This is a genomic window from Actinophytocola sp. NPDC049390, from assembly GCF_044466355.1.
Lineage (GTDB): Bacteria > Actinomycetota > Actinomycetes > Mycobacteriales > Pseudonocardiaceae > Actinophytocola.
Genome location: NZ_JBITMQ010000024.1, coordinates 52,816 through 76,557 on the forward strand (window position 1 = coordinate 52,816; position 23,742 = coordinate 76,557).

Sequence of the window (23,742 nt, forward strand, 5' to 3'; positions counted from 1 at the left end):
AGCGTCATCAGAAGGTGCCCGGGTCCGACGTCGAATGTCTGGTGCGCCTGCCAGAGCGCCGGTCGGTCACCGTGAGGTCCCAACCAACTCCTGTGATGATTTCTCCGGCCGGGCCGACGCACAGTGCGCCTCTGATCGGAGACGGGAAGTGGAGTGTGGTCAGCAGGTCCGTGCTGAGCGGATCCCAGATCCGCACTGTCTTGTCCATGCTCGCCGTGATGATGACCGGTGCTCCGTCGAGGTGGGTGCTGATCACCGCGCTTATCTCGTCCTCATGGCCGCTGAGGGTGGCGTGCAAGGCGCCGGTGGTCAGGTCCCACACCTGTACCGCCGCGTTCTCGGCGCCTGTCACCGCGATCGGCAGCCCGTCCACCGCGGTGCAGGTCAGTGCGGTCAGCCACGCGTCGCCGATGGGGACTGTGGCCAATGACGCGCCAGTGGTCAGGTCCCACACCCGCAGCTTTTCCTCGGCGGTGGTGGTGACCAGGGCCGGATGACCGCGCATGGCGGTGCAGGCCATCATTCGGACCCGCCCGTCGTGGCCGGTGAGCGTGCCGCGCAGCGTACCGGTGGTCAGGTCCCAGATGCTCACCGTCGAGCTGCCGGTGACGGCGACCGGCCGACCGTCCACGTAGGTGCATACCACGTCGTTCACCCAGTTCGCCTGCCGCGCACGGCTTTCCTGACTGCTCAGGTCGCAACGAAGCATGCCGGACAGCAGGTCCCACACCCACACGGTCGTGTCGAAACCCGCGGTCACAGCGACCGGTCGGCCGTGGACGTTGGTGCATGCCACCGCGGAAACCGGACCGATGTAGCCGGTGATGGTGCCACGCGGTGCGCCGGTGGCTAGGTCCCAGATACGTACCGTCGCGTCCTCGGCCGCGGTGATGGCGACCGCCTGGTCGTCGACCTCGCACCATGCGACGTCGATGATGTCGCCAGTGTGGCCCGTGACCGCGGGTTGGTCGGCGGCGAGTGTCCTGAGGTTCCAGGTCCGTATCGAGCCGTCCTCGCTGCCGGTGACCGCGGTGGGTTGGCCGTCGACCGTGACGCACGCGATCGCGGTCACTGGTTCCTGGTGTCCGGTGGCTGCCGCGCGGAGCGTGCCGGTGCCCAGGTCCCAGACGCGCACGGTCGCGTCGGCGCCACCACTGACGGCGACGGCACGTCCGTCCACCGTCGTGCATGCGACGGCGTACACCGTGAGGTTGCCCGCCAAGGTGGCACGCACCATGCCGGTGGCCAGATCCCACACCCGTAGGTTGCCGTCGTCACAAGCGATGACGGCAACCTGCCGTCCGTCCACGGAAACACACGCGAGTGCACCCGCTGTCCAGTCTTCCTGGCTGGTGGAGGCGATCCGGGTACCGGTGGCCACGTCCCACACCGTGATCATTCCCGTGGACCCCAGGCCGAGGACGAGTAATCGACCGTCCACCTCCGAGTGCGTCACGGCCCGCAGTGGGTGTTCCCACGGCGGAAGAGTCGCGAGGAGCGTCCTCGTGTTGACGTCGACCGCTCGGATCGTGCCGTCTTCCACGCTCATGAGAGCGACCGGTCCACCGGCCGTCGCCACGCACGTGAGCGCGGCCACCCAGGCGCCTTCAGGTGCGAGGTGATACAGCGAGGTGCTGGTCGTCAAGTCTTCGACGAGCGGATTTCCGCGGCTCTTCCCGAGAGTGACGATGGCAGGCCGGCCGTTCACGGGGACGCAGACGATCACCTGGACGCCGTGGAGGTGCTCGCTGAGACGGGTCACCGCGGCGCCGGTGGCGAGGTCCCACACTCGAACCGCCCCGTCCTCTCCACCGCTGATGGCAACGGTTCTGCCATCGACGCGGGAGCACGCCAACGCCGTTACAGCGCCCCGGTGGCCGTTGAAGGTATCGCGCAGAGCGGTGCTGATCTGTGTGCCAGTCGCCCAGCGGGGTGCCCAGTCGACTCCGCTCGCGAGGGTGTGCTGCTGGTGCGATGCGTTGCAGCGGGCCGCGTCGGTGGCGAGGATCTGGCGCCGGGCGGCTGGTGGAAGGTGGCGGTGAGTGGCGAGCGATGCCCGGTAGACCGTGACGATGCGTTGGCTGTCCTCGGTGGTCAGACTCCGCATGGCCACGAGAAGTTCGTCGGGGAGGGCGTGCACGAGGTATTCGGCGTCGGTGATTACCTGGTCCAGGACACGGCACTTGGCGGCGTGCGTGGCGAGATGCCGCAGCGTGTACGGGTGCGCGCGGGACCAGTCCCGCGCGTCGCCGACGGTGAGCGGCACCTGGGACATCAGAACCTGGACGAACGCGTAGTGGATCGCGACGTCGTCGGTACCCTCGCGGAGGTGTTCGGTCACGGCCTGGTGGTGCGGCCGGTAGACGGAGTGGCCGTCGTCAACCGCTTCGGTGACATAGGAACCCGCGTGGCGACGCAGCCAGAACAGATCTTCGTCGCGGTAGTCGGCGCCTGCGATCCGGGACGCCAGCGCCGGCCAGATGCTCTCCCAGGGAAGGCCCTGCCCTTCGGCGTACGCAAGGGGCCGCAACAGGTCACGGGCGCGTGTCGCCGCGGGGCCGAGCCGGGTGTCGAGGTCGTGCCGTATCGCGTCGCCGGGCGACCGCGGCAGCGACCGGTGCCACACGCCGTCACTGAGATCGGGGACGAAGCCGGTCTTCGAGAGGCTACCGGCGGTGATGCGGGCGACGAGGAAGGATGGTGCCGAGGCGGTCGCGATCCCTCGTGCGACCGCGTGGGTCACCGGAGGCGGCTGGTCGAGGTACGGGTTGTCGGGTGCCGCGCTGAGCAGCCACCGAGCGGCACACGCGACGAGCGCGTCCGGATCGGCGTACCGGGGGGCGTCGAGGTCGACGCTGTCCTCGCGGCGAACCCCGAGGCCGGTCAACAGCTGTGGGCGTGTGCCCACCAGCAGACGCAGCCTGCCACGCGCGTGCTGGATGAGCGGCCGCAGCAACTCCTGCACGAGCGCCTCGGGGTGGACGGCCTCGTCGAGGGCGTCGATGATCACGGTGAACGGGCGGGCGCGTCCGGTGAGCCCGTCGAGCAGTTCGTCGGGTCCGTCCACGCGCAGCCGCGCGGCGGCGGCGACTGCCCGGAGAACCTGCTCTGTGGTGAGGTGCCGGGCGTGAACGACCGCGTCCACCGAGCCCGCCGGCGGACTCGCGTCCTTGGGAAGCCCCAGCGATTCCACCGGCACGGTGGCGCGCCAGTCGTCGTCGGCCAGAGCCGCGATGATTCCCAGCACGGCTGTCTTACCTGAGCCGGGGCCCGCGGTCACGGCCCGCAGCGGGGTGGCGGGGTCGGGCCGACTCAGCCACTCGGTGAGGTCTGCCACCGCGGCTCGGCGGCCAGTGAACCGCCAGCGGGCGTCGGAGGTTTGCCCGTCGATGGCCCGGAGCAGCAGCGCGGCGCGGGACTCGGTCTCGCTCCGGCCGGCGTGGGACTGCCATTCGCGGGTCTTCCGGACGGCCAGTTCGATCTCTGACGTGCTCGGGTCGTGCCGGGGATTGGGCAGAAACGGCGGCATCGCCCCGGTGACATGGGTCCTGGTGCAGGTGATCGTCGAGAACCCAGGCCGGGTCGGGTCGTCGTTCATGGCCTGTACCACCGCGTCGAGAGCCAGTGTGACCGGGGCGTGCCCGGCCACGGCCGCGCCTTCGACCGCTCGGCGGAACAGGGACGGGAACGCGTCGGCGCGCGCCTGTTCGAACGGCTGTGTGGAGGTCAGGACGATCAGGGCCGCGTCCCGGTCGGAGCCCCAGTGCTTGGTCATTCTGGTCAGGGCCGCGGCGGTGAAGCCGTGTCCACCTCGGCCGGAGTGGCACGTGTCCAGCATCAGCAGCACCCGCCGGACGGGGGTATCCAGTAGAACCTTCCGCGCAAGCTCCTCGGTCGGCAGGGCGTCGGCGATGTCATCCGGGTCGGTGTCACCGGTCAGCAGGAAGTGCTCCCCGCTGGCGTCGTGAAGCTCGCCGTGGCACGCGATGTATATCGCGAGGAGGTCGTCTGCCTTCCGCAGAGGTGAGCGGCAGAAGGCCCGCACATGTGCGGTCAGCTCGTGACGTGTCGGATCGATGCCGAGGTCATCGACATGGGTGTACCCGAGGGACCCGGTGAACAGGTCGACGATGTCCTGCCGTGCGTCTACCAGTGACGGCCGGTTCAGCTCCGGCGCGTTGCGGTAGTGCGCGACAGCGGTCGCTATGAGAAATCGGCTCTCACCGGACATCCAGGCCCGTGTCCGTTGGAGATCGCTCTTCTCCGAGCGTCGCGGCATCAGTGCTCCCGCTGTCCTGACGTCGAATCCGGCCGAGAGGTTCGTCGGCGCGCCCCGCCGCGGGTACTCATGGCGCGTCCGTGACCCGCATGGAGGATCTCGTGGGCCGGCATTCCCGCGGCACATACGGGAGGATCATCGCTTCCTTTCCCTCGAAGGTGATCCACGCACGAGGCCTCGAACATGACCAAGAACGCCCCCAAACCGTGAGCTTGGAATGCAGAGTGTACTCGTCTGTCTTCTCTGTTCCAGTCGGGTCGCACTGATTGACCGGTCCGGTGACGGTGTTTCGCATCCGTCCAGACGGGGTGCGTACGCCGTAGCGGCAAACCGGCCGGGTGTGACGTTTGTGATGCATTGGACGCCGTATAGGACAGGGCCGGTTTCTGCCCTTCAGTTAATTGCGCTCCGAGGACCGCGGATCTTTCCGTTTCGGTACGTTCGCGTCCGGTTTCGGCATCTCGTTTGTTCGGCTGTTCGGGGGTGGGTCGGGTAAACCTTGCGGCGTGCGTTGCGATGCTCTGTGTGGACGGCTCGGTTAGGTGGTGGGTTCCTCCGATCGGCGGAAGGCAAGTGCGACGATCCACGTCGAACCGACCGTGCGGTCTTCAATGGATGGAGCGGTGCGGTCGGCTCAATCGGTTTGGTTGTCCAGTATTTGTCCATTGTTGACTACCGCTGGCCGTGGTTCGTTTGTGGCGCCGGGAACGTGCGCGCATGCCGTAAGTGCCGTTGCATTAGTCCGATCGGGTGGCGTGTGTTAAGGCGAGTGCATTCTGCAATGCGCTGTGTTTTACTCGTTTGGCCGGACCGTGTGGCTTTGCTCAACTGGGTGACGTTGCGATGGGGTTACGTCGCTGCACGGTGGGCATGGTCAGATAGGTGCATGAGAGGATCGAATGCGCGGGAGGAATGGGAGCTGCGCGCTGATATCTCTCCCGGAGTCGATTCACCAAATCTGGCCACGGCCAGAGGCGGCGGGACCCGCAGAAACCGGGCTGCGGTCTCCCGTCTCTGGCCGTCTTTAATCTGGGGTCGCTTCGGGTAAGCATCGCCCGCTGTTGGCCAGGTCATCGACCTCGGGTGAGTGAGTTCGATCAGAGCGGCCCTGGCCTCTCGTGCCGCCTCTGTCCGTCCTCGCGCGTATGCCGCGCCACGATGGGCTGTATTTCTCGCATCTCCGGCAGCCGGAGGGTGCAGCCTGGCGCGATCATCTCCGGCGCCCCTGGCCCCTGTCACGGCGGCAGAAACTCGACGGCCGTCATACCCGCCGAACTGAAACCCATAGTGGTCACTTTCTGACCTATGCGGTCAGGTCGCGGGGCGGGGCTGGGCCGTGACGGGTGGGTGTAGTCGGCGGCCGGTTACCTTTTCGGTCAGGATGCGGATGAAGTGGTCCCGGCGGCCTGCCACCCAGGGCTGCAGGAAGGTGCCGGACATCTCGACCAGCTCGTTCACGTCGGTGATGAGTCCGGCGCGACCGACCACGGTGACGCTCCACCCGGAGTGCAGATCGGCGTCGAGTTCGTCGGCTTCGAACGCCACCACGGCGTTGCCGGTCGCGGCGGCGAGCTTGGCGCCGCCTGCGATGCGGATCACCACGTGCCCTTGGTGAAGGCGGAAGTTCACGGGTTGCACAGCGGGTTGGTCGTCCTCGGTGAAAACGAGCCGTCCCACGCGTACGGTCCCGAGCAGACGCAGGCATTGACCGCGGTCCAGTACGTCGACTCGCTGTCGGTTCGTCATGGCAGCTCCAAGGTGACAGGGGTTGCTGCACGCCCCCTGAGGATGCCCTCACCCGGCCCCCTTGCGCAGGGTCGGATGTCACCGAGGCATGGAGGCGAGAGACACGAAGACGTGAGCTTCAGCGAACGCGTTCCCAGCCGCGTCGGGGAGGGCGGCTGCCCAGTCGGGTGTCGCGGCTGCGGTACACGATGTAGGGCCGGGTGAGATACCCGAGCGGCATCGAGAATACGTGCACGAGCCTGCTGAACGGCCAGAAGGCGAACAGTACCCACGCGGACAGGGCGTGTAGCTGGAAGCCGAGTGGTACGTCGGTCATCAGTTCCGGTTGGGGTCGAAAGTAGAAGATCGACCGGAACCAGGGGGACACCGTCTCCCGGTAGTTGTGCGGTTCGCCGGTGAGGTTGCCGAGCACCGTGGTGCCGAGACCCAGCACGATGGTACCGACGAGCAGCACGTACATGATCTTGTCGTTGCGTGTGGTGGCGGAGAAGACCGGGCCGACGGTACGCCGGCGGTAGACCAGGATGGCCGCGCCGCCCAGCGTGCACACCCCGGCGAACACACCGAGCACGACGGCCATGACGTGGTAGGCGGTTTCGCCGATGCCGGCCGCCTCGGTCCAGGACTCGGGGATGAGCAGGCCGCCGACGTGTCCGAGCGCGACCAGCAGGATGCCGAAGTGGAACAGCGGACTGCCCAGCCGCAGCAGGCGGTTCTCGTAGAGCTGGGACGAGCGGGTCGTCCAGCCGAACTTGTCGTACCGGTAACGCCAGACGTGCCCCGCGACGAAGATGGCGATCGCGACGTAGGGCACGACCACCCACAGCATGACCTCGACAGTGCTCGGGTTCACCGCGGACCTCCAGTGGGCTCGGGCATGTACTCGGGTGGCGCGAACGGGGCCAGCCCGACGTCTTCTTCCGGCGGGCCCTCGGCGACCAGCCGGGCGATGACGTCGTTGTCGCGTCCGGTCAGGACGGGAAGCGTTGCCGAGACCGAGTCCAGCACACCCGCCCACGGGGACCGGGCGTCGTGCAGGCCCAGGCGCATCAGCTCGAGACCGGCGCGGTGCTCGATGAGCAGCCGCAGTCCGACGACCGGGTCCGCGGTGGCGGCGAACTCGAGGACGACCGCGAGGTGGTCGGGCAGCTCACCGTCGTCGAGTACCAGACCGGCGGTGCGGTAGGCGTGTTTGAACCGCAGCAGAGCCATGCCGCGCTTGCGGGTGTCGCCGTAGACGAAGTAGGTCAGGTAGGGACTGAACCGCTTGCGGTGGTCGAACGTCGCGACGTACTCGGCGGCGAGTGCGACGAGGGGGGTGACGTCGAGGTGGTCGAGGACGGTGCGCAGTGGTTCGCCCAGCGGGGTGGGCAGTGTCGTGGTCGCGGTCCGCAGCAGGGGGACACGGTCGATCAGCTGCTCGTCCGGGTAGCTGATCAGCAGGGACTGGATCTGCCACGCGGTGGCTCGCTGCCGGTCGGTTCCGGTCATGGCCTCGGCTCCACTTCACCGGATGGGTCGGGTGCCGCCGCGGCGCCGCCGTCCGGCGGTTTCGTGGGCGGGAAGAGACCCTCCGGGCGGCCTTTGCCGTCCCAGTTCAGCAGGTTGACGCGGCTGCCCTTGTCGACGGGGGCGGCCATGGTGTCGGTGGTCTGCCGGTTGCGCAGCATGCGGAAGTTCTCCACCGCGATGGGCGACGCGCCGCCCGATGCCTCACCGAACGGGCCGGAGCCACCCATGCCCGGCCCGCCCTCGTAGTCGAGGCTGCACTCCGTCGCCAGCTCCTCCAGACCGTGCGCCTGCTCGGCGTGCGCGGGCGGGATGACGTACCGCTCGTCGTACTTGGCCAGCGCGAGCAGCCGGTACATGTCGTACACCTGTTCGCCGGTCATCCCGACGCGCGCGGCGATCTCCTCGCGTGGCTCGCGGCCGAGGTTGATGTCCCGCATGTACGAGCGCATCGCCGCGAGCCTGCGCAGCACCGCGTCGACCGGGCCGGGGTCGCCCGCGGTGAACAGGTTCGCCAGGTACTCGACCGGGATGCGCAACGCGTCGATGGCCGCGAACAGGTTGCCGTGGTCCTCGCCGTCGTGGCCGGTGTCGCGCACGACGTCGACCACCGGCGACAGCGGCGGGATGTACCAGACCATCGGCATCGTCCGGTACTCCGGATGCAGCGGCAGCGCCACCTCGTACGTGTTGATCAGCGCGTACACCGGCGAGCGCTGCGCCGCCTCGATCCAGTCGCCGGGGATGCCCGCCCGCTCGGCCTCCCGCACCACCTTGGGATCGTTGGGGTCCAGGAACACCTGGCGTTGCGCCTGGTAGAGGTCCTGGTCGTCCGGAGTGGACGCGGCCTCGAGCACCTTGTCCGCGTCGTACAGGACGAGCCCGATGTACCGCAGCCTGCCCACGCACGTCTCCGCGCACACCGTCGGAATGCCGACCTCCACGCGCGGGAAGCAGAACGTGCACTTCTCCGCCTTGCCCGTGCGGTGGTTGAAGTACACCTTCTTGTACGGGCAACCGGACACGCACATCCGCCAGCCCCGGCACCGGTCCTGGTCGACCAGGACGATCCCGTCCTCGCTGCGTTTGTAGATCGCACCCGACGGGCACGACGCGGCGCACGACGGGTTCAGGCAGTGCTCGCAGATGCGGGGCAGGTAGAACATGAACGTCCGCTCGAACTCGAGACGGACCTTGTCCTCGATGCCCTTGCGCATCGGGTCGGCGTGCGCGAGGTCCGGTGCGCCGCCGAGGTTGTCGTCCCAGTTGGCCGACCACGTGATCTTCGTCGGCTCCCCGCTGATCAGCGACCGTGGCCGGGCGACCGGGGTGTGCTCCTGCGCCGGTGCCGAGGTCAGGGTGTCGTAGTCGTAGGTCCAGGGCTCGTAGTAGTCGTTGATGCTGGGCAGTTTGGGGTTGGAGAAGATGGTCAGCAGTTTGCGCAGCCGTCCACCGCCCTTGAGCTTCAGCTTGCCGCGCTTGTTCAGCGTCCAGCCGCCGCGCCACCGCTCCTGGTCCTCGTAGGTGCGCGGATATCCTTGTCCCGGGCGGGTTTCTACGTTGTTGAACCACACGTACTCGACGCCGGACCGGTTGGTCCACGCCTGCTTGCAGGTGACCGAGCAGGTGTGGCAGCCGATGCACTTGTCGAGGTTCATCACCATCGCCATCTGCGCCATGACACGCATCAGTACGTCACCTCCTGGCCGCGGCGGCGGATCACGGTGACCTCGTCGCGCTGGTTTCCTGTCGGGCCCAGGTAGTTGAACGCGAACGACAGCTGTGCGTAGCCGCCGATCAGGTGCGACGGCTTGATCATCAGCCGGGTCAGCGAGTTGTGGATGCCGCCGCGTTTCCCGGACGTCTCGCTGCGCGGCACGTCGATCAGCCTGTCCTGGGCGTGGTGCATGTAGACGGTGCCCTCTGGCATGCGGTGCGAGACGATGGCGCGGGCGACGACGACCCCGTTGCGGTTGACCGCCTCGATCCAGTCGTTGTCCGCCACCCCGATCTTCTCCGCGTCCTGTTCGGACATCCAGATCGTCTGCCCGCCGCGGGACAGGCTGAGCATGAACAGGTTGTCCTGGTATTCGGAGTGGATCGACCACTTCGAGTGCGGTGTCAGGTACCGCACCGCGAGCCCCAGCTCGCCCTGCGCACCGAGCTCCGGTTCCCCGAACAACGCGGTCATGTCCAGTGGCGGCCGGTACACCGGCAGGTGCTCGCCCAGCTCCGCCATCCAGTCGTGGTCGAGGAAGAAGTGCTGTCGGCCGGTCAGTGTGTGCCACGGCTTGAGGCGTTCGGTGTTGATGGTGAACGGCGAGTAGCGGCGGCCACCGGTCTCCGAACCCGACCACTCCGGTGAGGTGATCACCGGCACCGGCGCGGCCTGGGTGTCCGCAAACGTGATCCGTTTGCCCTCGTGCTCGGCGGCCAGGTCCGCGAGCTTCGTGCCGGTGCGCTTCTCCAGCGTCTGGAACCCCTGCGTGGCGAGGTGCCCGTTGGTGGTGCCGGACAGCGCGAGGATCGCCTCGCACGCGTGCATGTCCCGGCGCAGCGACGGGCGCCCGTCGGCGGGACCGCCGCGGATCGTGCCGTTCTTCTGCTTGAGGTACTCGACCTCGCGTTCGACGCGGAACGTGACGCCCTTCGTGGTCGCGCCCAGTTTGTCGGCGAGCGGGCCGAGCGCCCCCATCTTCGCCGCGATCGCCCCGAAGTCGCGCTCCACCACGGTGATCCGCGGCATCGTGACGCCGGGCACCGGTTCGCACTCACCCGCCCGCCAGTCGCGGACCACGCCGTGCGGGGTCGCGAGCTCGTCGGGGGTGTCGTGCAGCAGTGGCGTCGCGACCACGTCCTTGCGCACGCCCAGGTGGGTCGCCGCGAGCGTGCTGAACGACTCGGCGATCGTCTGGAACGCCGCCCAGTCGGTGCGGGTCTGCCACGGCGGCGCGATCGCCGGGTTGAACGAGTGTACGAACGGGTGCATGTCCGTGGTGTTCAGGTCGTGCTTCTCGTACCAGGTGGCGGCGGGCAGCACGACGTCGGAGAACAGCGTGGTGCTGGTCATCCGGAAGTCCAGCGACAGCAACAGGTCCAGCTTGCCGGTCGGCGCGCCCACGTCCTCCTCACGCAGCGACGAGTCCGTGCCCAGCAGGTGCTTGAGGAAGTACTCGTTGCCCTTCGCCGACGAGCCCAGCAGGTTGGCCCGCCACACGGACAGCACGCGGGGGAAGTTCTCCGGCTCGTCCGGGGCCTCGCAGGCGAACCGCAGCCGGTCCGCCTTCAGCTCCCGCACCACGTAGTCCGGCGCGGACATCCCCGCGCGTTCGGCCTCGTCGGCCAGGTCGAGCGGATTGCGGTCGAAGGTCGGGTACGACGGCATCCAGCCCAACCGTGCGGACTGCGCGATCAGCTCGGCAGTGCTCTTCCCACCCAGACCCGCGAACCGGTCGTATCGGTGCTGGTCGGTGTGCAGGTACCAGAACGCGGTCTGGATCATCTGCCGCGGCGGGCGCGACCAGTCCAGCCCGAACGCGAGCTGCGACCAGCCGGTGATCGGACGGCACTTCTCCTGCCCGACGTAGTGCGCCCAGCCGCCGCCGTTGACCCCCTGGCCGCCGGTGAGCGTGGTCAGCGCGAGGAACGCCCGGTAGATCGTGTCGGAGTGGTACCAGTGGTTGGTGCCCGCGCCCATGATGATCATCGACCGGCCGCGGGACTCCTCGGCGTTGGCCGCGAACTCCCGGCCGATGCGGGCGGCCGCCGCCGCGGGGACGCCGGTGATGGGTTCCTGCCAGGCGGGCGTGTACGGCTCGGCCGCGTCGTCGTAGTCGCTCGGCCACGTGCCGGGGAGCCCGTCGCGGTGCACCCCGTACTGGGCCAGCAGCAGGTCGAACACGGTGGTCACGAGGTGCCCGGCCACGCGCCGCACCGGCACACCGCGGCGCAGCGGCCCCGGTCCGTCGAAACGCGCCAGCTCGACCGCCACCGCGTCGCCGCCGTGCAGCGTCAGAGCTGGGTCCACGTCACCGAGGTCCAGGTTCCACCGGCCCTCGCCCGTCTCGCCGTACCGGAAGCCCAGCGAGCCGCCCGGCACCACCGGCGCCCCTGCCGCGTCCAGCAGCACGGTCTTGAACTCCGCGTGCTCGCCGCTCTCGCCCAGGTCGGCCGCCGTCAGGAACTTGCCCGGCACGAACCCGTCGCCCTTCGGGTCCAGCCGGACCAGGAACGGCAGGTCGGTGTAGCGCTTCACGTAGTCGGTGAAGTACGGCACCTGCCTGTCGACGAAGAACTCCTTCAGCACGACGTGCCCCATGGACATCGCCAGCGCGCCGTCCGTGCCGGGCCGCGCGGCCAGCCACTCGTCGGCGAACTTGACGTTGTCGGCGTAGTCCGGCGCCACCGCGACTACCTTCTGGCCCCGGTAACGCGCCTCCGCCATCCAGTGCGCGTCCGGCGTGCGGGTCACCGGTAGGTTCGAACCCCACATGATCAGGTAGCCCGCGTCCCACCAGTCACCGGACTCCGGCACGTCGGTCTGGTCACCGAACACCTGCGGCGACGCCACGGGCAGGTCGGCGTACCAGTCGTAGAACGACAGCATCGTGCCGCCGATCAGCGACACGAACCGCGCGCCCGACGCGTGGGAGACCATCGACATCGCGGGGATGGGGGAGAAGCCCGCCACCCGGTCCGGGCCGTAGCGCTTGATCGTGTGCACGTGCGCGGCCGCCACCAGCTCGGCTGCCTCGTCCCACGACGCGCGGACGAGCCCGCCCTTGCCGCGTGCCGACTTGTACCGCCGGGCGGTCTCCTGGTCGTCGACAATGGACTCCCAGGCGAGCACCGGGTCACCGAGACGCGCCTTCGCCTCCCGGTACAGCTCGAGCAGCACACCCCGCACGTACGGGTAGCGCACCCGGGTCGGCGAGTAGGTGTACCAGGAGAACGCGGCCCCGCGCGGGCAGCCGCGCGGCTCGTACTCCGGCCGGTCCGGGCCCACCGACGGGTAGTCGGTCTGCTGGGCCTCCCAGGTGATGATCCCGTCCTTGACGTAGACCTTCCACGAGCACGACCCCGTGCAGTTCACGCCGTGCGTCGAGCGGACGACCTTGTCGTGGCTCCACCGGTCCCGGTAGAACTCGTCCGCCTGCCTGCCCCCGATCTTGTGCAGCGTGCGCAGGTCGGCGGAGACCTCGGCGCGCGTGAAGAACCGGCGAGTGCGGATCAGTGTGTCGATGAACTCGGTGTCCATGCCGGCAGGGCCTGGAACGGAATGCGGATCGGTGTGAGTACTCACGCCGTGGTCCTCCTGGATCGCGGAATGACTGGTCGACCGGAACCTGCGTCCAACCTAGTGGTGAGCTCGCGGTGACGCAGGTCTCGGCGAGCGACCTGTCGACGGATGGTCAGCGCATGTGCGACGTCGAGTCGTGGACTTGCCTCCGCACGTCGTCGACGGTGTTCCAGTCAGCGGTGGTGAGGGTGGCCAGCGCGGCGGGGAACACGCCGTCCTGCTCCGCGAGGATGTGGTCGCGCAGCAGCCGCAGGGTGTCCATGAACCGGCCGGGCCAGGTTGGATCCGTCGGCCCACCACCAGCCGCTTCGGCGAGCACACCCTCGATGCGGCGGTGCTCGTCGGTCAGGCCGGCGACGTGCTCGGGGAAGTCACCGACCAGCGCCGGGAACAGTCCCTGTTCCTCGACGGCCGTGTGTGGACCGAGTATCCGGGCGATCTGCCCGGCCAACTCGGTCATCCTGGCCACGTCACCGCGGGCGTGTGCGTCCCGGACGTGGCTGATCAGTGCGACCACCTCGTCGTGCTCGCCGGTCAGTTCCGCGATCGCGTCCACCGCCTGGCATCCGCAGTACTCACACATGTGCCACCTCACGGTTGGTCGCCGCGCGGCGGACGGTGGTGATGGTGAAGAGGAGGGCTGTGGCGGCTACCACGGCTAGTGCGGTGAGTCCCAGTGTGTACGAGCCGAAGATGCCGTAGAGGGCGCCCATGACCAGTGGTGGGATGAACCCGCCGAGTCCGCCGGCGGCGCCGACGATGCCGGTGACCGAGCCGACCTTGTTGGTGGGGGTGAGTAGCGCGACGAGCGCGAAGACCGCGCCGCTGCCCGCGCCGAGCGCGGCGGCCATGGACAGGAAGCCGATGGTGCCCAGCGGCATGAGGTCGGGGGTGAACGCGGTGGTGGTGGCCGCGGCCATCACGATGGCGAACACGGCGGCCAGTACGCGGACCGGGCCGATCCGGTCGGACAGCCATCCGCCGGCGGGTCGCATGAGCACGGCGAGGATGACGAATCCGGCCATGCGGTTGGCGGCGTCCGCCTGGGTGAGTCCGTAGGCGGTTTTGAGGTAGGCCGGGAGGTAGACGGAGAACGCGACGTAGCCGCCGAAGGCGACGGCGTAGAGGGCCGATGCCTGCCAGGTAATCGGTAGTCGTGCTGTGTCGGCCAGTCTGCGGGTGACCGATTCGGTGGGCACGGACCTGTCTGGGGCGTCGCGCATGACGAGGGCGGCGAGGATGGCGTAGAGGGCCAGGACCGCGGCGGTGATCACGAAGGGCGTGGCGATTCCGGCGGTGTCGACGAGTTGGACGGTGGTCAGGGCGCTGATCGCGGTACCGCCCATGCCTGCGCCGAACACGCCGATCGCCAGGCCGCGTCGGTTGGGTGGGAACCAGGCGTTGACGAACGGGACGCCGACGGCGAAGGAGGTGCCGCCGATGCCGAGGAAGAACCCGCCGATCAGCAGCGCGGTCAATGAGGTGTGCCCTGCCAGGCCGAGGAACAGCACCGGCACGATCGTGACCGCGGAGACCAGCGGAAACATCACTCGCCCGCCGAACCGGTCGGTCAACGCGCCCACCGGGATCCGCCCGAGCGAGCCCACCACCACCGGCACCGCGACCAGCAACGCCTGCTGGAACGCACTCAGCCCCAGGTCCTCCTGGAACAACGGGCCAAGCGGGCTCAACAACGCCCATGCCCAGAAGTTCACCCCGAAACCCACCGTCGCCAACGTCAACATCAACACCCGCCGACCGGCCATCGGCGTGTGGCTCGCCGAGGACGCTCGTACGGATGGCTCAGGGGTCAGCTGCCCCATCGCCGCCTCCTTGCCCGTCGCACGCGTCGTGTGATCCCGCACGGTCATCGTCACCCCGGATGCTCGTCGCCGCACGGCGATCTCTGTACGCACCCGAACGGGTGACGTCATCAGTGTTCGCGATGTGCCTGTCGACGAGTAGGGAGGAAAGACCCACGCCGCCGAGACCAAGGACCCTCCGCGCCCGCGTTCGTGGGTCGGCGGATCGTGGTGCTTGCCCGGGCAACCGTCCACCTGACCCGTTGTGGGTCCCGCTCACGACCGGAGCAGGTCGGCCAGTACCGCGGCGTGACTGTGGGCGACGTCCCTCGTCGCGGTGAGCAAGGTGAGCGGACCGTGCTCCACCAGCGCGCGCAGTTGATCGAGCGCCGCGTGGCGGGTGGGGTCGTCCAGCTCGTCGAGGTAACGGGAGCGGAAATCGCCGAACTTCTCGGGATCATGTCCGAACCACCGTCGTAACGACGTCGACGGCGCGACGTCCTTGAGCCACTCGTCGGCCCGCACCGCGTCGCTGCTGAGACCACGTGGCCACACCCGGTCGATGAGGACCCGGGCACCGTCGTCCGGTTCCGGGGCGTCGTACACCCGGCGGATGCGAACCGTCTGCCGGGTCATCCGCCGGACCTGCCTTCGGCGCGTTCGAGATGCCGGGTCCACCAGAGCGCGCAGGCGATGACGGCGAATGCCACAGCGCCGCCGAACGCTCCGACCAGGAGCATCGCCGTGGCGAGTACGGCCGAGACCACCACGAGCGTTGTGTACACCCACAGGTACCGAGCCGATGGCGGCGTGGCCGCGAAGTCGCGGAACGACTTTTCGAGGTCTGGATCGTCGACGGTCAGATGGCGTTGGATCTCGCGCAGCGTCGCCTGTTCGTGCTCACTGAGCATCACAACACCTCCCTCTTCACTGGAAGAGCCCGCGGTGAGCGGCGACCAGTACCGACTCGTCCAGTTCCCTCCGGTGGACCAGTTGTTCCAGTACGCGGTGGACGATCGACGGTGCGTCGACCCCGAAGTGCCTGCGTAGCGCGGGGCGCGTGTCGGACCTGCCGAATCCGTCGGTGCCCAGGGAGGCCCAGTCGGTGGGTACGAACGGTGCGACCTGGTCGGGCACGGCCCGCATCCAGTCCGAGACGGCGACCACCGGTCCGGGGCAGTCCCGCAGCCGACGTGTGACATAGGGGACGCGCCGGGGTTCCCCGGGGTGGGCGAGGTTCCATTCGTCGGCGGCGAGTGCCTCGCGCCGCAGCTGTGTCCACGAGGTCACCGACCACACGTCCGCGTGCACACCCCAGTCCTCGCGGAGGAGCTGTTGGGCCCGCAGGGCCCACGGAACCGCGATTCCCGACGCGAGGATCTGTGCTCGAGGAGTGGTCTCGCCGCCGCTTTCTGAAGCCGGTGAGTAGCGGTGCATCCCGGCGAGGATGCCGTCGACGTCCACGTCCTCGGGTTGCGCCGGTTGCGGAACGGGTTCGTTGTAGAGCGTGAGGTAGTAGAAGACGTTGGGGTCCTCACCGTCGCGCGGTTCGCCGTACATCCGGCGCAGCGCGTCCTGGACGATGTGGCTGAGTTCGAACGCATAGGCCGCGTCGTAGGCCACACAGGCCGGGTTGGTCGAAGCGAGCAGCAGTGAGTGGCCGTCCTGGTGTTGCAGCCCTTCGCCGTTGAGCGTGGTGCGTCCGGCGGTCGCGCCGAGCAGAAACCCGCGGGTCATCTGGTCGGCGGCCGCCCACAGGCCGTCACCCGTGCGTTGGAACCCGAACATCGAGTAGAAGATGTAGATCGGGATCATCGGTTCGCCGTGGCTGGCGTAGGACGTGCCCGCGGCCGTCCACGACGCGACCGACCCGGCCTCGGTGATGCCCTCGTGCAGCAATACGCCGGCGGTGTCCTCGCGGTAGCTCAACATCTGGTCGCGGTCCACCGACAGGTAGGTCTGCCCGTGGGGCGAATAGATCTTCTTCGTGGCGAACAACGCGTCCAGGCCGAAGGTACGGGCCTCGTCCGGGATGATCGGCACGAAGCGATGCCCGATCCGCGGATCCTTCATCAGATCCTTGAGGAGCCGGACGAAGGCCATCGTCGTGGCAACAGGTTGGCGCCCTGAACCGCGGCGGGCAACGGCGTAGGTGGGGTCGCCAGGCAGGACCAGTGGCGTGCCGCGCACCGTGCGGGCCGGTAGGTAGCCGCCGAGCGCCCGGCGACGTTCGTGCAGGTAGTCCATCTCTGTGCTGTTGCGCGGCCAGTAATAGGGCGGCTGGTTCTCGTCCAGTGCCGAGTCGGGGATGTCGAGGTAGAGCCGGTCGCGGAAGTTCTTGAGGTCCGCGATGGTCAGCTTCTTCATCTGATGGGTGGAGTTGCGGCCCTCGAAGTGTGATCCGAGTGTCCAGCCTTTGATCGTCTTGGCCAGGATCACCGTTGGCGTGCCGGTGTGCTCGGTCGCGGCACGGTAGGCGGCGTAGAGCTTGCGGTAGTCGTGCCCACCACGCTTGAGGTTCCAGATCTCCTCGTCGCTGAGGTGGGCGACCATATCCCGGGTACGGGAGTCGCGGCCGAAGAAGTGCTCGCGCACGAAGGCGCCGGACTCGGCCTTGTACGTCTGGAAGTCTCCGTCGGGTGTGTTGTTCATCAGGTCGACGAGGGCACCCTGGGAGTCGGCGGCCAGCAGGGGATCCCACTCGCGGCCCCAGACGACCTTGATCACGTTCCAGCCGGCGCCGCGGAAGAACGCCTCCAGTTCCTGGATGATCTTGCCGTTGCCGCGTACCGGGCCGTCGAGTCGCTGCAGGTTGCAGTTCACCACGAACGTGAGGTTGTCCAGCCCCTCGCGGGCTGCCACGGTGATCGCACCGAGCGACTCGGGCTCGTCCATCTCGCCGTCGCCCAGGAACGCCCACACCCGCTGATCGCTGGTGTCACGGATCCCGCGCGCCAGCAGGTAGCGGTTGAACCGTGCCTGGTAGATCGCGTTGAGCGGCCCGAGACCCATCGAGACCGTCGGGAACTCCCAGAAGTCCGGCATCAGCCGGGGATGGGGATAGGACGGCAGGCCGCCGCCGCGGTGGGACAGTTCCTGCCGGAACCCGTCGAGTTGGTCCTCCGACAGTCGGCCCTCGATGAACGCGCGGGCGAGGATGCCAGGGGAGGCGTGTCCCTGGAAGAAGATCTGGTCGCCCCCGCCTTCGGCGTCGTGGCCGCGGAAGAAGTGGTTGAACCCCACCTCGTACAGCGACGCGGCCGACGCATAGGTGGAGATGTGGCCGCCCACGCCGATTCCCGGACGCTGCGCGCGATGGACCATGACCGCCGCGTTCCAGCGGATATAGGCACGGATACGGCGTTCGACTCGTTCGTCGCCGGGGAAGGGTGGTTCCAACTCGGGCGGAATGGTGTTGATGTAGTCGGTGCTCCGCACGTCTGGCACGTCGACCTGACGCTCACGTGCGCGTTGCAGCAGTCGGAGCATCAGGTAGCGAGTCCTCGCCGGGCCGACATGACTCACCGCCCCGTCCAGCGACGCCAGCCACTCTCCGGTCTCGGTCGGATCCGGGTCGACGAGCTGGTCGAGCGCGCCGCCGTCGAACGCCGACCGGGCTTCCTGTGAGGGTGCCACGGGTGCCTCCATTCCGTCGCCGACGGACACGTGCGCTCCTGTCGTCGACAGTGCTCGAACTGGTCAGGCGCCGCCTCATTTGTATCGTATCACGATATAAGTGTGTTCACGTCGGTGAACGACGTTCGGGACACGGTCCGTCCCCGGACATCCGAGGGTCAGCGCGAGTGTGACTACGGCGACGGGCGTCGGCCGGCCCGCGAACTTTCAGCGAGCGCCACCACGCCGGTGAGAACGGCCGAGCCGTCGCACCATCAGTCCGGTGTGCCCTGCGCGAGCCCGAGGTAGGGGCCTAGGAGGGTGCGCAGGAGTGCCAGCCCGGTGTTGAGACGACGCCGGGCGGTGCGTTTGTTGGGAGACCACAGGTCGCGGCTGGCGCGGACCACCATGGAGCCGATGATGTCCGCCACGACGTCGGGCTGGGACTCCCCGTGTGCGCGCAGGGCGGCGAGGAGCGGTTTCTGGAGTGACTCGTGGAACCGTGTCATCGGCGCGGCCAGCACGGCCGGGTCGACGACGTTGGTGAGCGCGCGGGCGACGGCCTGTTCGGAACCGGCGAACAGTTCCATGTTGGCTCTGACGTAGGCCCACACGCGTTCGCCCGGGGTTGGTGCCGTCTCGACCGCCACGGTGATCCGGGCCGCCCAGGCCGGGAAGACGTCGGCGATGACCTCCGCGAGCAGGTTGTCCCGGGATGAGAAGTACTCGTAGACGCTGGAGCGGGCCAGGCCGGCACGGGCACCGACGTCCGCGAGTGACGGTGCGGTGCCCTTCTCGGCGAGGTGGGCGAGTGCGGCGTCCAGGATCGCTCTGCGCTGCCGGGCGCGGTGCTCGGCGACAGTCGGGGCCTGGATGCGGGGCACTGCTCACCTCGGCTGGGAACTCGCGACGGTGTCCGGTGTGTGTTCGGCCAACATACCGTCGGTCATCTCCAGTACCCGGTCGCAGTGGTGGAGCACGTTGTGGTCGTGGGTCACCATGACGGTGGCCACGCCGTGTTGGTGCGCCTCCCGTGCGAGCAGGCCGACGATCTCCTGGCTGCGTTGCCGGTCCAGCGCCGCGGTGGGCTCGTCGACCAGTAGCAGCGACGGACGGGTGATGAGGGCTCGCGCGATGCCGACCCGCTGCCGTTCACCGCCGGAGAGCTGGTGGGGGCGCCGGTCGGCGCGGTGGGTCATGCCGACCTCCGCCAGCAGCGCCGCCGGGTCACGCGGTTCGCCCGCCTTGCCGAAAGTGAGCGGCAGCCGGAGTTGGTCGATGGCGGTCAGCGCGGGGACCAGGTTGCCGGACTGGAAGACGAACCCGATGTGGTCGCGACGCAGTCGGGTTAGCTGCCTGCGGTTCAGGCCGCTCAGGTCGGTACCGCTGATTCGTACGTTTCCGCTGGTGGGTGGTACAAGAGCGCCGGCGATGGCCAGCAGGCTGGACTTGCCGGAACCCGATGGGCCGACGACGGCGACGAACTCGCCTGCCGCCACCGTGAGGTGGACGTCGTCGAGGGCGGTGACCGTCTCCTCGCCGTCGCCGTGGACCAGCGTGACACTGTCGAGGACGAGGCTCGGTTCGGTGGAGGTGGTCGTCATCGGTTTCCTCCCAGAGCGGTCAGCGGGTCGACTCGGGTGATGCGCAGTACGGCCACGCCTGCCCCGATCATGCCCAGCAGGATGAGCACCGCGGTGGCGATGGCGATCGACCCGAAGTCGAGTGCGAACGGCATCGGCGAACCCGCGATCGCGGCGCCCGCGGCGACACCGACCCCGACCCCGACCGCGGCGGAGACGAGCAAAAGGATCAGCGACTGCGCGAGGCTGTCCAGGAGCAGCCGGGCGGTGCTCGCGCCCATGGCTCGCAGCACGGCGATCTCCTGCCTGCGCTGGATGGTGACGACGGTGAAGAACGCGCCGACCACCAGCGCCGAGATGCCGTAGAGGAACGTCTGGATGAGATCGAGCGTCGAGGTCTCCGCCGTGTACCCGGGCGAGGCGCCGAAGGACTCCTCCAACGTCACCGACGCGGTCCCCGCGGCGGCGTCGCCCGCTGCCAAGTCCACCTCGGCGCCGGGAGCGGCACGCACCGCGATCGCGGTGACCTCGTCGTAGACGTGGTCGGGCGCCTGCTCGCCGGGGCGCACGCCCGCCCGGATCTCCTGCCACGTCGGCAGGCTGACATAGCCGATCTCGACGTGGCCGAACGTGTGCTGGCCGTCGAGGAAGCCCGCGACACGCAGTTCCGTGCCGACCTGGGCGAGCGTGATCGTGTCACCCACCGCCACCCCCTCCTCCTCGGCGGTCTGACTGAGCAGCACCGTGTCCGGCCCGTCCAGCCGGGCGCCGTTGACCGCCTGCGGGGCCAGCGGGCTGTCCGGTTCCACTCCGAACAGGGCCAGGTCGATGTCGACGTTCTGGTCGGTCCTGGCGTTGGCCAGCGTGTTGCCGAACGGGCTCGCGTCCTCGACCCCTGGTTGCCCGCGCCAGGTGTCGGCAGCCTTGATGTCCACCACCGACCGGGAGAACGCGGCATCGGTCGACACGCCCTCCTGGAACGCGAACGACGTCACCGCCACCTTCTTCAAGCCGGACACGCCGTCGTTGACCAGTCCCACGGACAGTCCCGACAACAACACCATCAAGATCGCGATCAGCGCGACCACGCCACCCATCAGGGCGAACCGTCCCCGGGCGAAGGTGAGCTCACGCAAGGCGAGGAACACGGCGCTCCCTCCAGCTAACCGACATCATGTCGGCAAATATACCGACAGTCCGTCGGCAAGACCGTCGGGGTGGTCGAGACGTTGGCAGTGGACCGTCAGGGACTTTGGGCACTGCCGTGCCGGGTCGCGTCGGCGCAGCATGGAGATCGTTACGAGACAGGGGTGTGAGGATGAGCGCGAGCATGAACGTCAACGATCGCCTGATCGTCTATGCGGATTTCAGCAGCCCGTTGTGTTGTTTGACCAGCAGGAGGGTGGACGCGCTGCGGGCTGTGGGAGTCGACGTCGACTGGCGCGCCGTCGAAAGCGCGCCACGCGTGCCGATGACCGGCCGTCGCCTCGACGCTGAAAGCAGGCACGTGCTGGACGTCGAGATCGCGGAAACCCGTGACCTTCTTCTGCCTGGCGAGCAACTCGCCTGGACCGGGCCGACCTTCGTGCCGAACACACACGCCGCCGTCGTCGCCTACGCCGAGGCATACGGCGCGGGCGTGGCCGACGACGTGCGGCGCCTGCTCTTCCGGGCGTACTGGGAACAGGGAGTGGACATCGGCGATCCAGAACGGCTGCGCACACCGCTGGCCGGTCCGTTCCTTCGAGGTCATTCCCCGGCCGACCCGCTGCGCCTGTCCGGTTATGCGGTGAGTCCGGGCCGAGGACCGATCACCACCAGCGCGTGGCGACGAATTCGTGTGTGGCAGGGCGAATGGGCCGGGTTGCGGCAGGGCGTCCTGCCGGTACTCGTCGAGAACGGGCTGCCCGTCTTCGGTGCGGACGTCCCACGGCGACTGGCCAAGATGATCATCCGGCTCGGAGTCCCGGTCGTCCCCGAACTCCCTGAGCCGACACGCTATCCCGCACCTCGGGTCCGCCCATCCGTGTCGTGGGCGGCCCGGGCCGGTGGCCGGTGGCTCTACTCACATCGACGTGCGTAGTCACCGGCCTCGCTCAGCGCGCCTCAGGCTGTCGCGGGTTCGGCGGTCGGGTTGCCGAGCCAGGCGTCGGGGCCGAAGACCTCGTAGCGGATGTGTTCCACGGGGACGCCGCGGTCGAGCAGGTCGCGCCTGACGATGTTCATGAACGGCAGCGGTCCGCACAGCACGGCCTGGGTCGCGTGGCTGAGCGCAAGAGCCCCCGGCTCGGCCAGCCCTGACCTGACCTCGGCGTTGCCGGGCAGGTCGGTCGTCCCGTGCTCGTACCACAGGTGCAGGGAAGCCTCCGGAATCTTGCGGACTGCCGCGAACATCTCCTGCCGCAGAGGATGGGTGTCGGGTCCGCGGTCGGCGTGCAGCACGGTGATCGGTCGGGTGTTCCCTGTGCTCGCCAGGAGTTCGAGGCAGGAGATCATCGGCGTGCTGCCGACCCCGGCGCTGGCCAACAGCAGTGGCGAGTCGCCGTCGGGGAGCGTCAGGTCGCCGAATGGCGGGCTGACCTGGAGCGCGTCGCCTGGGCGGACCTGGTCGTGCAGGTACGTGGACACCATGCCGGCCGGTCGGTCACCGGCGGCGCGGTGGCGCTTGACGCTGATGCGGATCTCGGGCGCCCCGGGTGCGGAACTGATGGAGTACTGGCGGATCTGACGGCCGATCCCGGGCAGTTGGACGGCGACGCTCACGTACTGACCGGGTCGGTGGTGGGCGGTCTGGCCGGACTCCGGCGCCAGCCAGAAGGACATCACGTCCGGGGTGTCCTGTCGTGTGCGGGTGACCCGGTAGGGCGCGAACGGACGGTTGAAGTCGTTGCCCGCGCTCTGGTACAGGCGCGCCTCCTTCGCGACCAGGAGGCAGGCGAACAACCAGTAGACCTCGTCCCAGGCGTCACGGACAGCGGGTGTCACCGCGTCGCCGAGCACCTCGCTGATCGCCGCCATGAGATGACGCCCGACCACCGTGTACTGGGCGGGGGCGATTCCGACCGAGGCGTGCTTGTGGGCGATCCGGTCGACGATGTCGTCCAGTGGTACCGGGGCGAGGCCGGCGAGGTGTCCCGCCACGGCGGCGACGGACATGGCGAGTGCCTGCCGCTGCTGCCCGTTGGCCTGGTTGCCGCGGTTGAACAGGTCGAGGAGGTCTGGTTGGGCGGCGAACATCCGCTCGTAGAAGCGCCCGGTGATCTCCTCTCCGTGGCGCACGACCGTGCTGGCCGTGGCGCGGATGACCTCGGCCGACTCAGGGGACAACATGCGGGAACCTCCAGGGACGCAGGGGGCGGCTACGCATTAAGGTATCTGAGATACCTCTTTGGAGTCCCGGTGGCGATGATCACATGGAGTGGGATCAATGTCACTCAAGGTGAACTGTTGATAGGGTGTATGCGTGAGGTTGTCCGTGAGCACCGACATCGCGTTTCGTGTGCTCATGCACGCCGCCGCGCACCCGGGCCGGCACACGATCGACGAGCTGGCGACCACCCTCGCCGTGTCGCGCAACCACCTCGCCAAGGTCGTGCAGCGCCTTGCGCGTGCCGGTCTTCTGCAGACGACGCGAGGGCAGGCGGGGGGTCTGCGAATCGACCCGGAGGCGACGAGGCGATCGGTGGGGGAGGTTGTTCGCGACTTCGAGGGCACGGCGCCGGTCGTGGACTGCGAGTCCCCGAGCTGTCCGTTGCGGAGCACGTGTACTTTGCGCGGCGTGCTGCGCCGTGCCCAGGAGGCCTTCTACGCGGAACTGGACACCGTGCTGATCGGTGATCTGGTGCGACCGGCCGGCCGCACCGTGCTGCTTGAGCTGACCTCCGGCGTCACGCGTTGATCCTGTCCGCG

The 23,742-nt window shown here is 68.5% G+C and carries 17 protein-coding genes; 2 read left to right on the forward strand and 15 right to left on the reverse strand.

All coding sequences use genetic code 11. The annotated features are described in order from the left end of the window. Positions 1-7 precede the first annotated feature (7 nt). From ACIBVP_RS42745 to ACIBVP_RS42810, 14 genes are all read right to left on the reverse strand, one after another. A complete protein-coding gene (locus ACIBVP_RS42745) occupies positions 8-4,279 on the reverse strand; it encodes a hypothetical protein (protein WP_396112345.1) in 4,272 nt (1,423 codons plus the stop codon). A 1,311-nt stretch (positions 4,280-5,590) separates the two neighbouring features. Next, complete coding sequence (locus ACIBVP_RS42750; protein ID WP_396112346.1) at positions 5,591-6,025, reverse strand: pyridoxamine 5'-phosphate oxidase family protein; 435 nt, start codon at positions 6,023-6,025, stop codon at positions 5,591-5,593. 118 nt (positions 6,026-6,143) lie between these two features. Further along, positions 6,144-6,854, reverse strand: coding sequence for a respiratory nitrate reductase subunit gamma (gene narI / locus ACIBVP_RS42755; RefSeq protein ID WP_396112366.1), 711 nt, complete (start codon positions 6,852-6,854; stop codon positions 6,144-6,146). Between the two features lie 20 nt (positions 6,855-6,874). Continuing rightward, on the reverse strand, positions 6,875-7,516 hold the full coding sequence (narJ, locus tag ACIBVP_RS42760) for a nitrate reductase molybdenum cofactor assembly chaperone (RefSeq protein WP_396112347.1): 642 nt from the start codon (positions 7,514-7,516) through the stop codon (positions 6,875-6,877). Next, complete coding sequence (gene narH / locus ACIBVP_RS42765) at positions 7,513-9,222, reverse strand: nitrate reductase subunit beta (RefSeq protein ID WP_396112348.1); 1,710 nt, start codon at positions 9,220-9,222, stop codon at positions 7,513-7,515. Before narH ends, narJ begins: the two co-directional genes overlap by 4 nt. After that, entirely contained in the window at positions 9,222-12,791 is a 3,570-nt protein-coding gene (locus tag ACIBVP_RS42770) for a nitrate reductase subunit alpha (protein ID WP_396112349.1), read from the reverse strand. The genes narH and ACIBVP_RS42770 overlap by 1 nt, the downstream gene beginning before the upstream one ends. A 154-nt stretch (positions 12,792-12,945) precedes the next feature. Then, the gene (locus tag ACIBVP_RS42775; RefSeq protein ID WP_396112350.1) at positions 12,946-13,416 is read right to left on the reverse strand and encodes a hemerythrin domain-containing protein; all 471 of its coding nucleotides are present in this window, start codon (positions 13,414-13,416) and stop codon (positions 12,946-12,948) included. Then, the gene (locus tag ACIBVP_RS42780; protein ID WP_396112367.1) at positions 13,409-14,599 is read right to left on the reverse strand and encodes an MFS transporter; all 1,191 of its coding nucleotides are present in this window, start codon (positions 14,597-14,599) and stop codon (positions 13,409-13,411) included. Before ACIBVP_RS42780 ends, ACIBVP_RS42775 begins: the two co-directional genes overlap by 8 nt. 312 nt (positions 14,600-14,911) lie before the next feature. Next, positions 14,912-15,271, reverse strand: coding sequence for a DUF488 domain-containing protein (locus tag ACIBVP_RS42785; RefSeq protein WP_396112351.1), 360 nt, complete (start codon positions 15,269-15,271; stop codon positions 14,912-14,914). Further along, entirely contained in the window at positions 15,268-15,546 is a 279-nt protein-coding gene (locus tag ACIBVP_RS42790; protein ID WP_396112352.1) for a DUF3040 domain-containing protein, read from the reverse strand. The genes ACIBVP_RS42785 and ACIBVP_RS42790 overlap by 4 nt, the downstream gene beginning before the upstream one ends. Before the next feature lie 16 nt (positions 15,547-15,562). Then, positions 15,563-18,283 carry a pyruvate dehydrogenase (acetyl-transferring), homodimeric type gene (aceE, locus tag ACIBVP_RS42795; RefSeq protein WP_396112368.1) on the reverse strand — a complete coding sequence of 907 codons (2,721 nt, stop codon included), beginning with the start codon at positions 18,281-18,283 and terminating at the stop codon, positions 15,563-15,565. A 242-nt stretch (positions 18,284-18,525) separates the two neighbouring features. After that, the gene (locus tag ACIBVP_RS42800; RefSeq protein WP_396112353.1) at positions 18,526-19,134 is read right to left on the reverse strand and encodes a TetR/AcrR family transcriptional regulator; all 609 of its coding nucleotides are present in this window, start codon (positions 19,132-19,134) and stop codon (positions 18,526-18,528) included. Between the two features lie 3 nt (positions 19,135-19,137). After that, positions 19,138-19,854 (reverse strand): ABC transporter ATP-binding protein, encoded by a 717-nt coding sequence (locus ACIBVP_RS42805; protein ID WP_396112354.1) that lies wholly within the window; start codon positions 19,852-19,854, stop codon positions 19,138-19,140. Continuing rightward, complete coding sequence (locus tag ACIBVP_RS42810) at positions 19,851-20,981, reverse strand: ABC transporter permease (RefSeq protein ID WP_396112355.1); 1,131 nt, start codon at positions 20,979-20,981, stop codon at positions 19,851-19,853. The genes ACIBVP_RS42805 and ACIBVP_RS42810 overlap by 4 nt, the downstream gene beginning before the upstream one ends. A 182-nt stretch (positions 20,982-21,163) precedes the next feature. Here ACIBVP_RS42810 and ACIBVP_RS42815 point away from each other — a divergent pair, with 182 nt between their 5' ends. Continuing rightward, positions 21,164-21,916, forward strand: a complete 753-nt coding sequence (locus tag ACIBVP_RS42815) for a DsbA family protein (RefSeq protein WP_396112356.1) — start codon at positions 21,164-21,166, stop codon at positions 21,914-21,916. Between the two features lie 23 nt (positions 21,917-21,939). Here ACIBVP_RS42815 and ACIBVP_RS42820 read toward each other — a convergent pair whose 3' ends face one another. Next, positions 21,940-23,163 carry a globin domain-containing protein gene (locus ACIBVP_RS42820; RefSeq protein WP_396112357.1) on the reverse strand — a complete coding sequence of 408 codons (1,224 nt, stop codon included), beginning with the start codon at positions 23,161-23,163 and terminating at the stop codon, positions 21,940-21,942. A gap of 133 nt (positions 23,164-23,296) precedes the next feature. On the opposite strand from ACIBVP_RS42820, the gene ACIBVP_RS42825 reads away from it, so the two are divergent. After that, entirely contained in the window at positions 23,297-23,731 is a 435-nt protein-coding gene (locus ACIBVP_RS42825) for an RrF2 family transcriptional regulator (RefSeq protein WP_396112358.1), read from the forward strand. Positions 23,732-23,742: the final 11 nt, after the last annotated feature.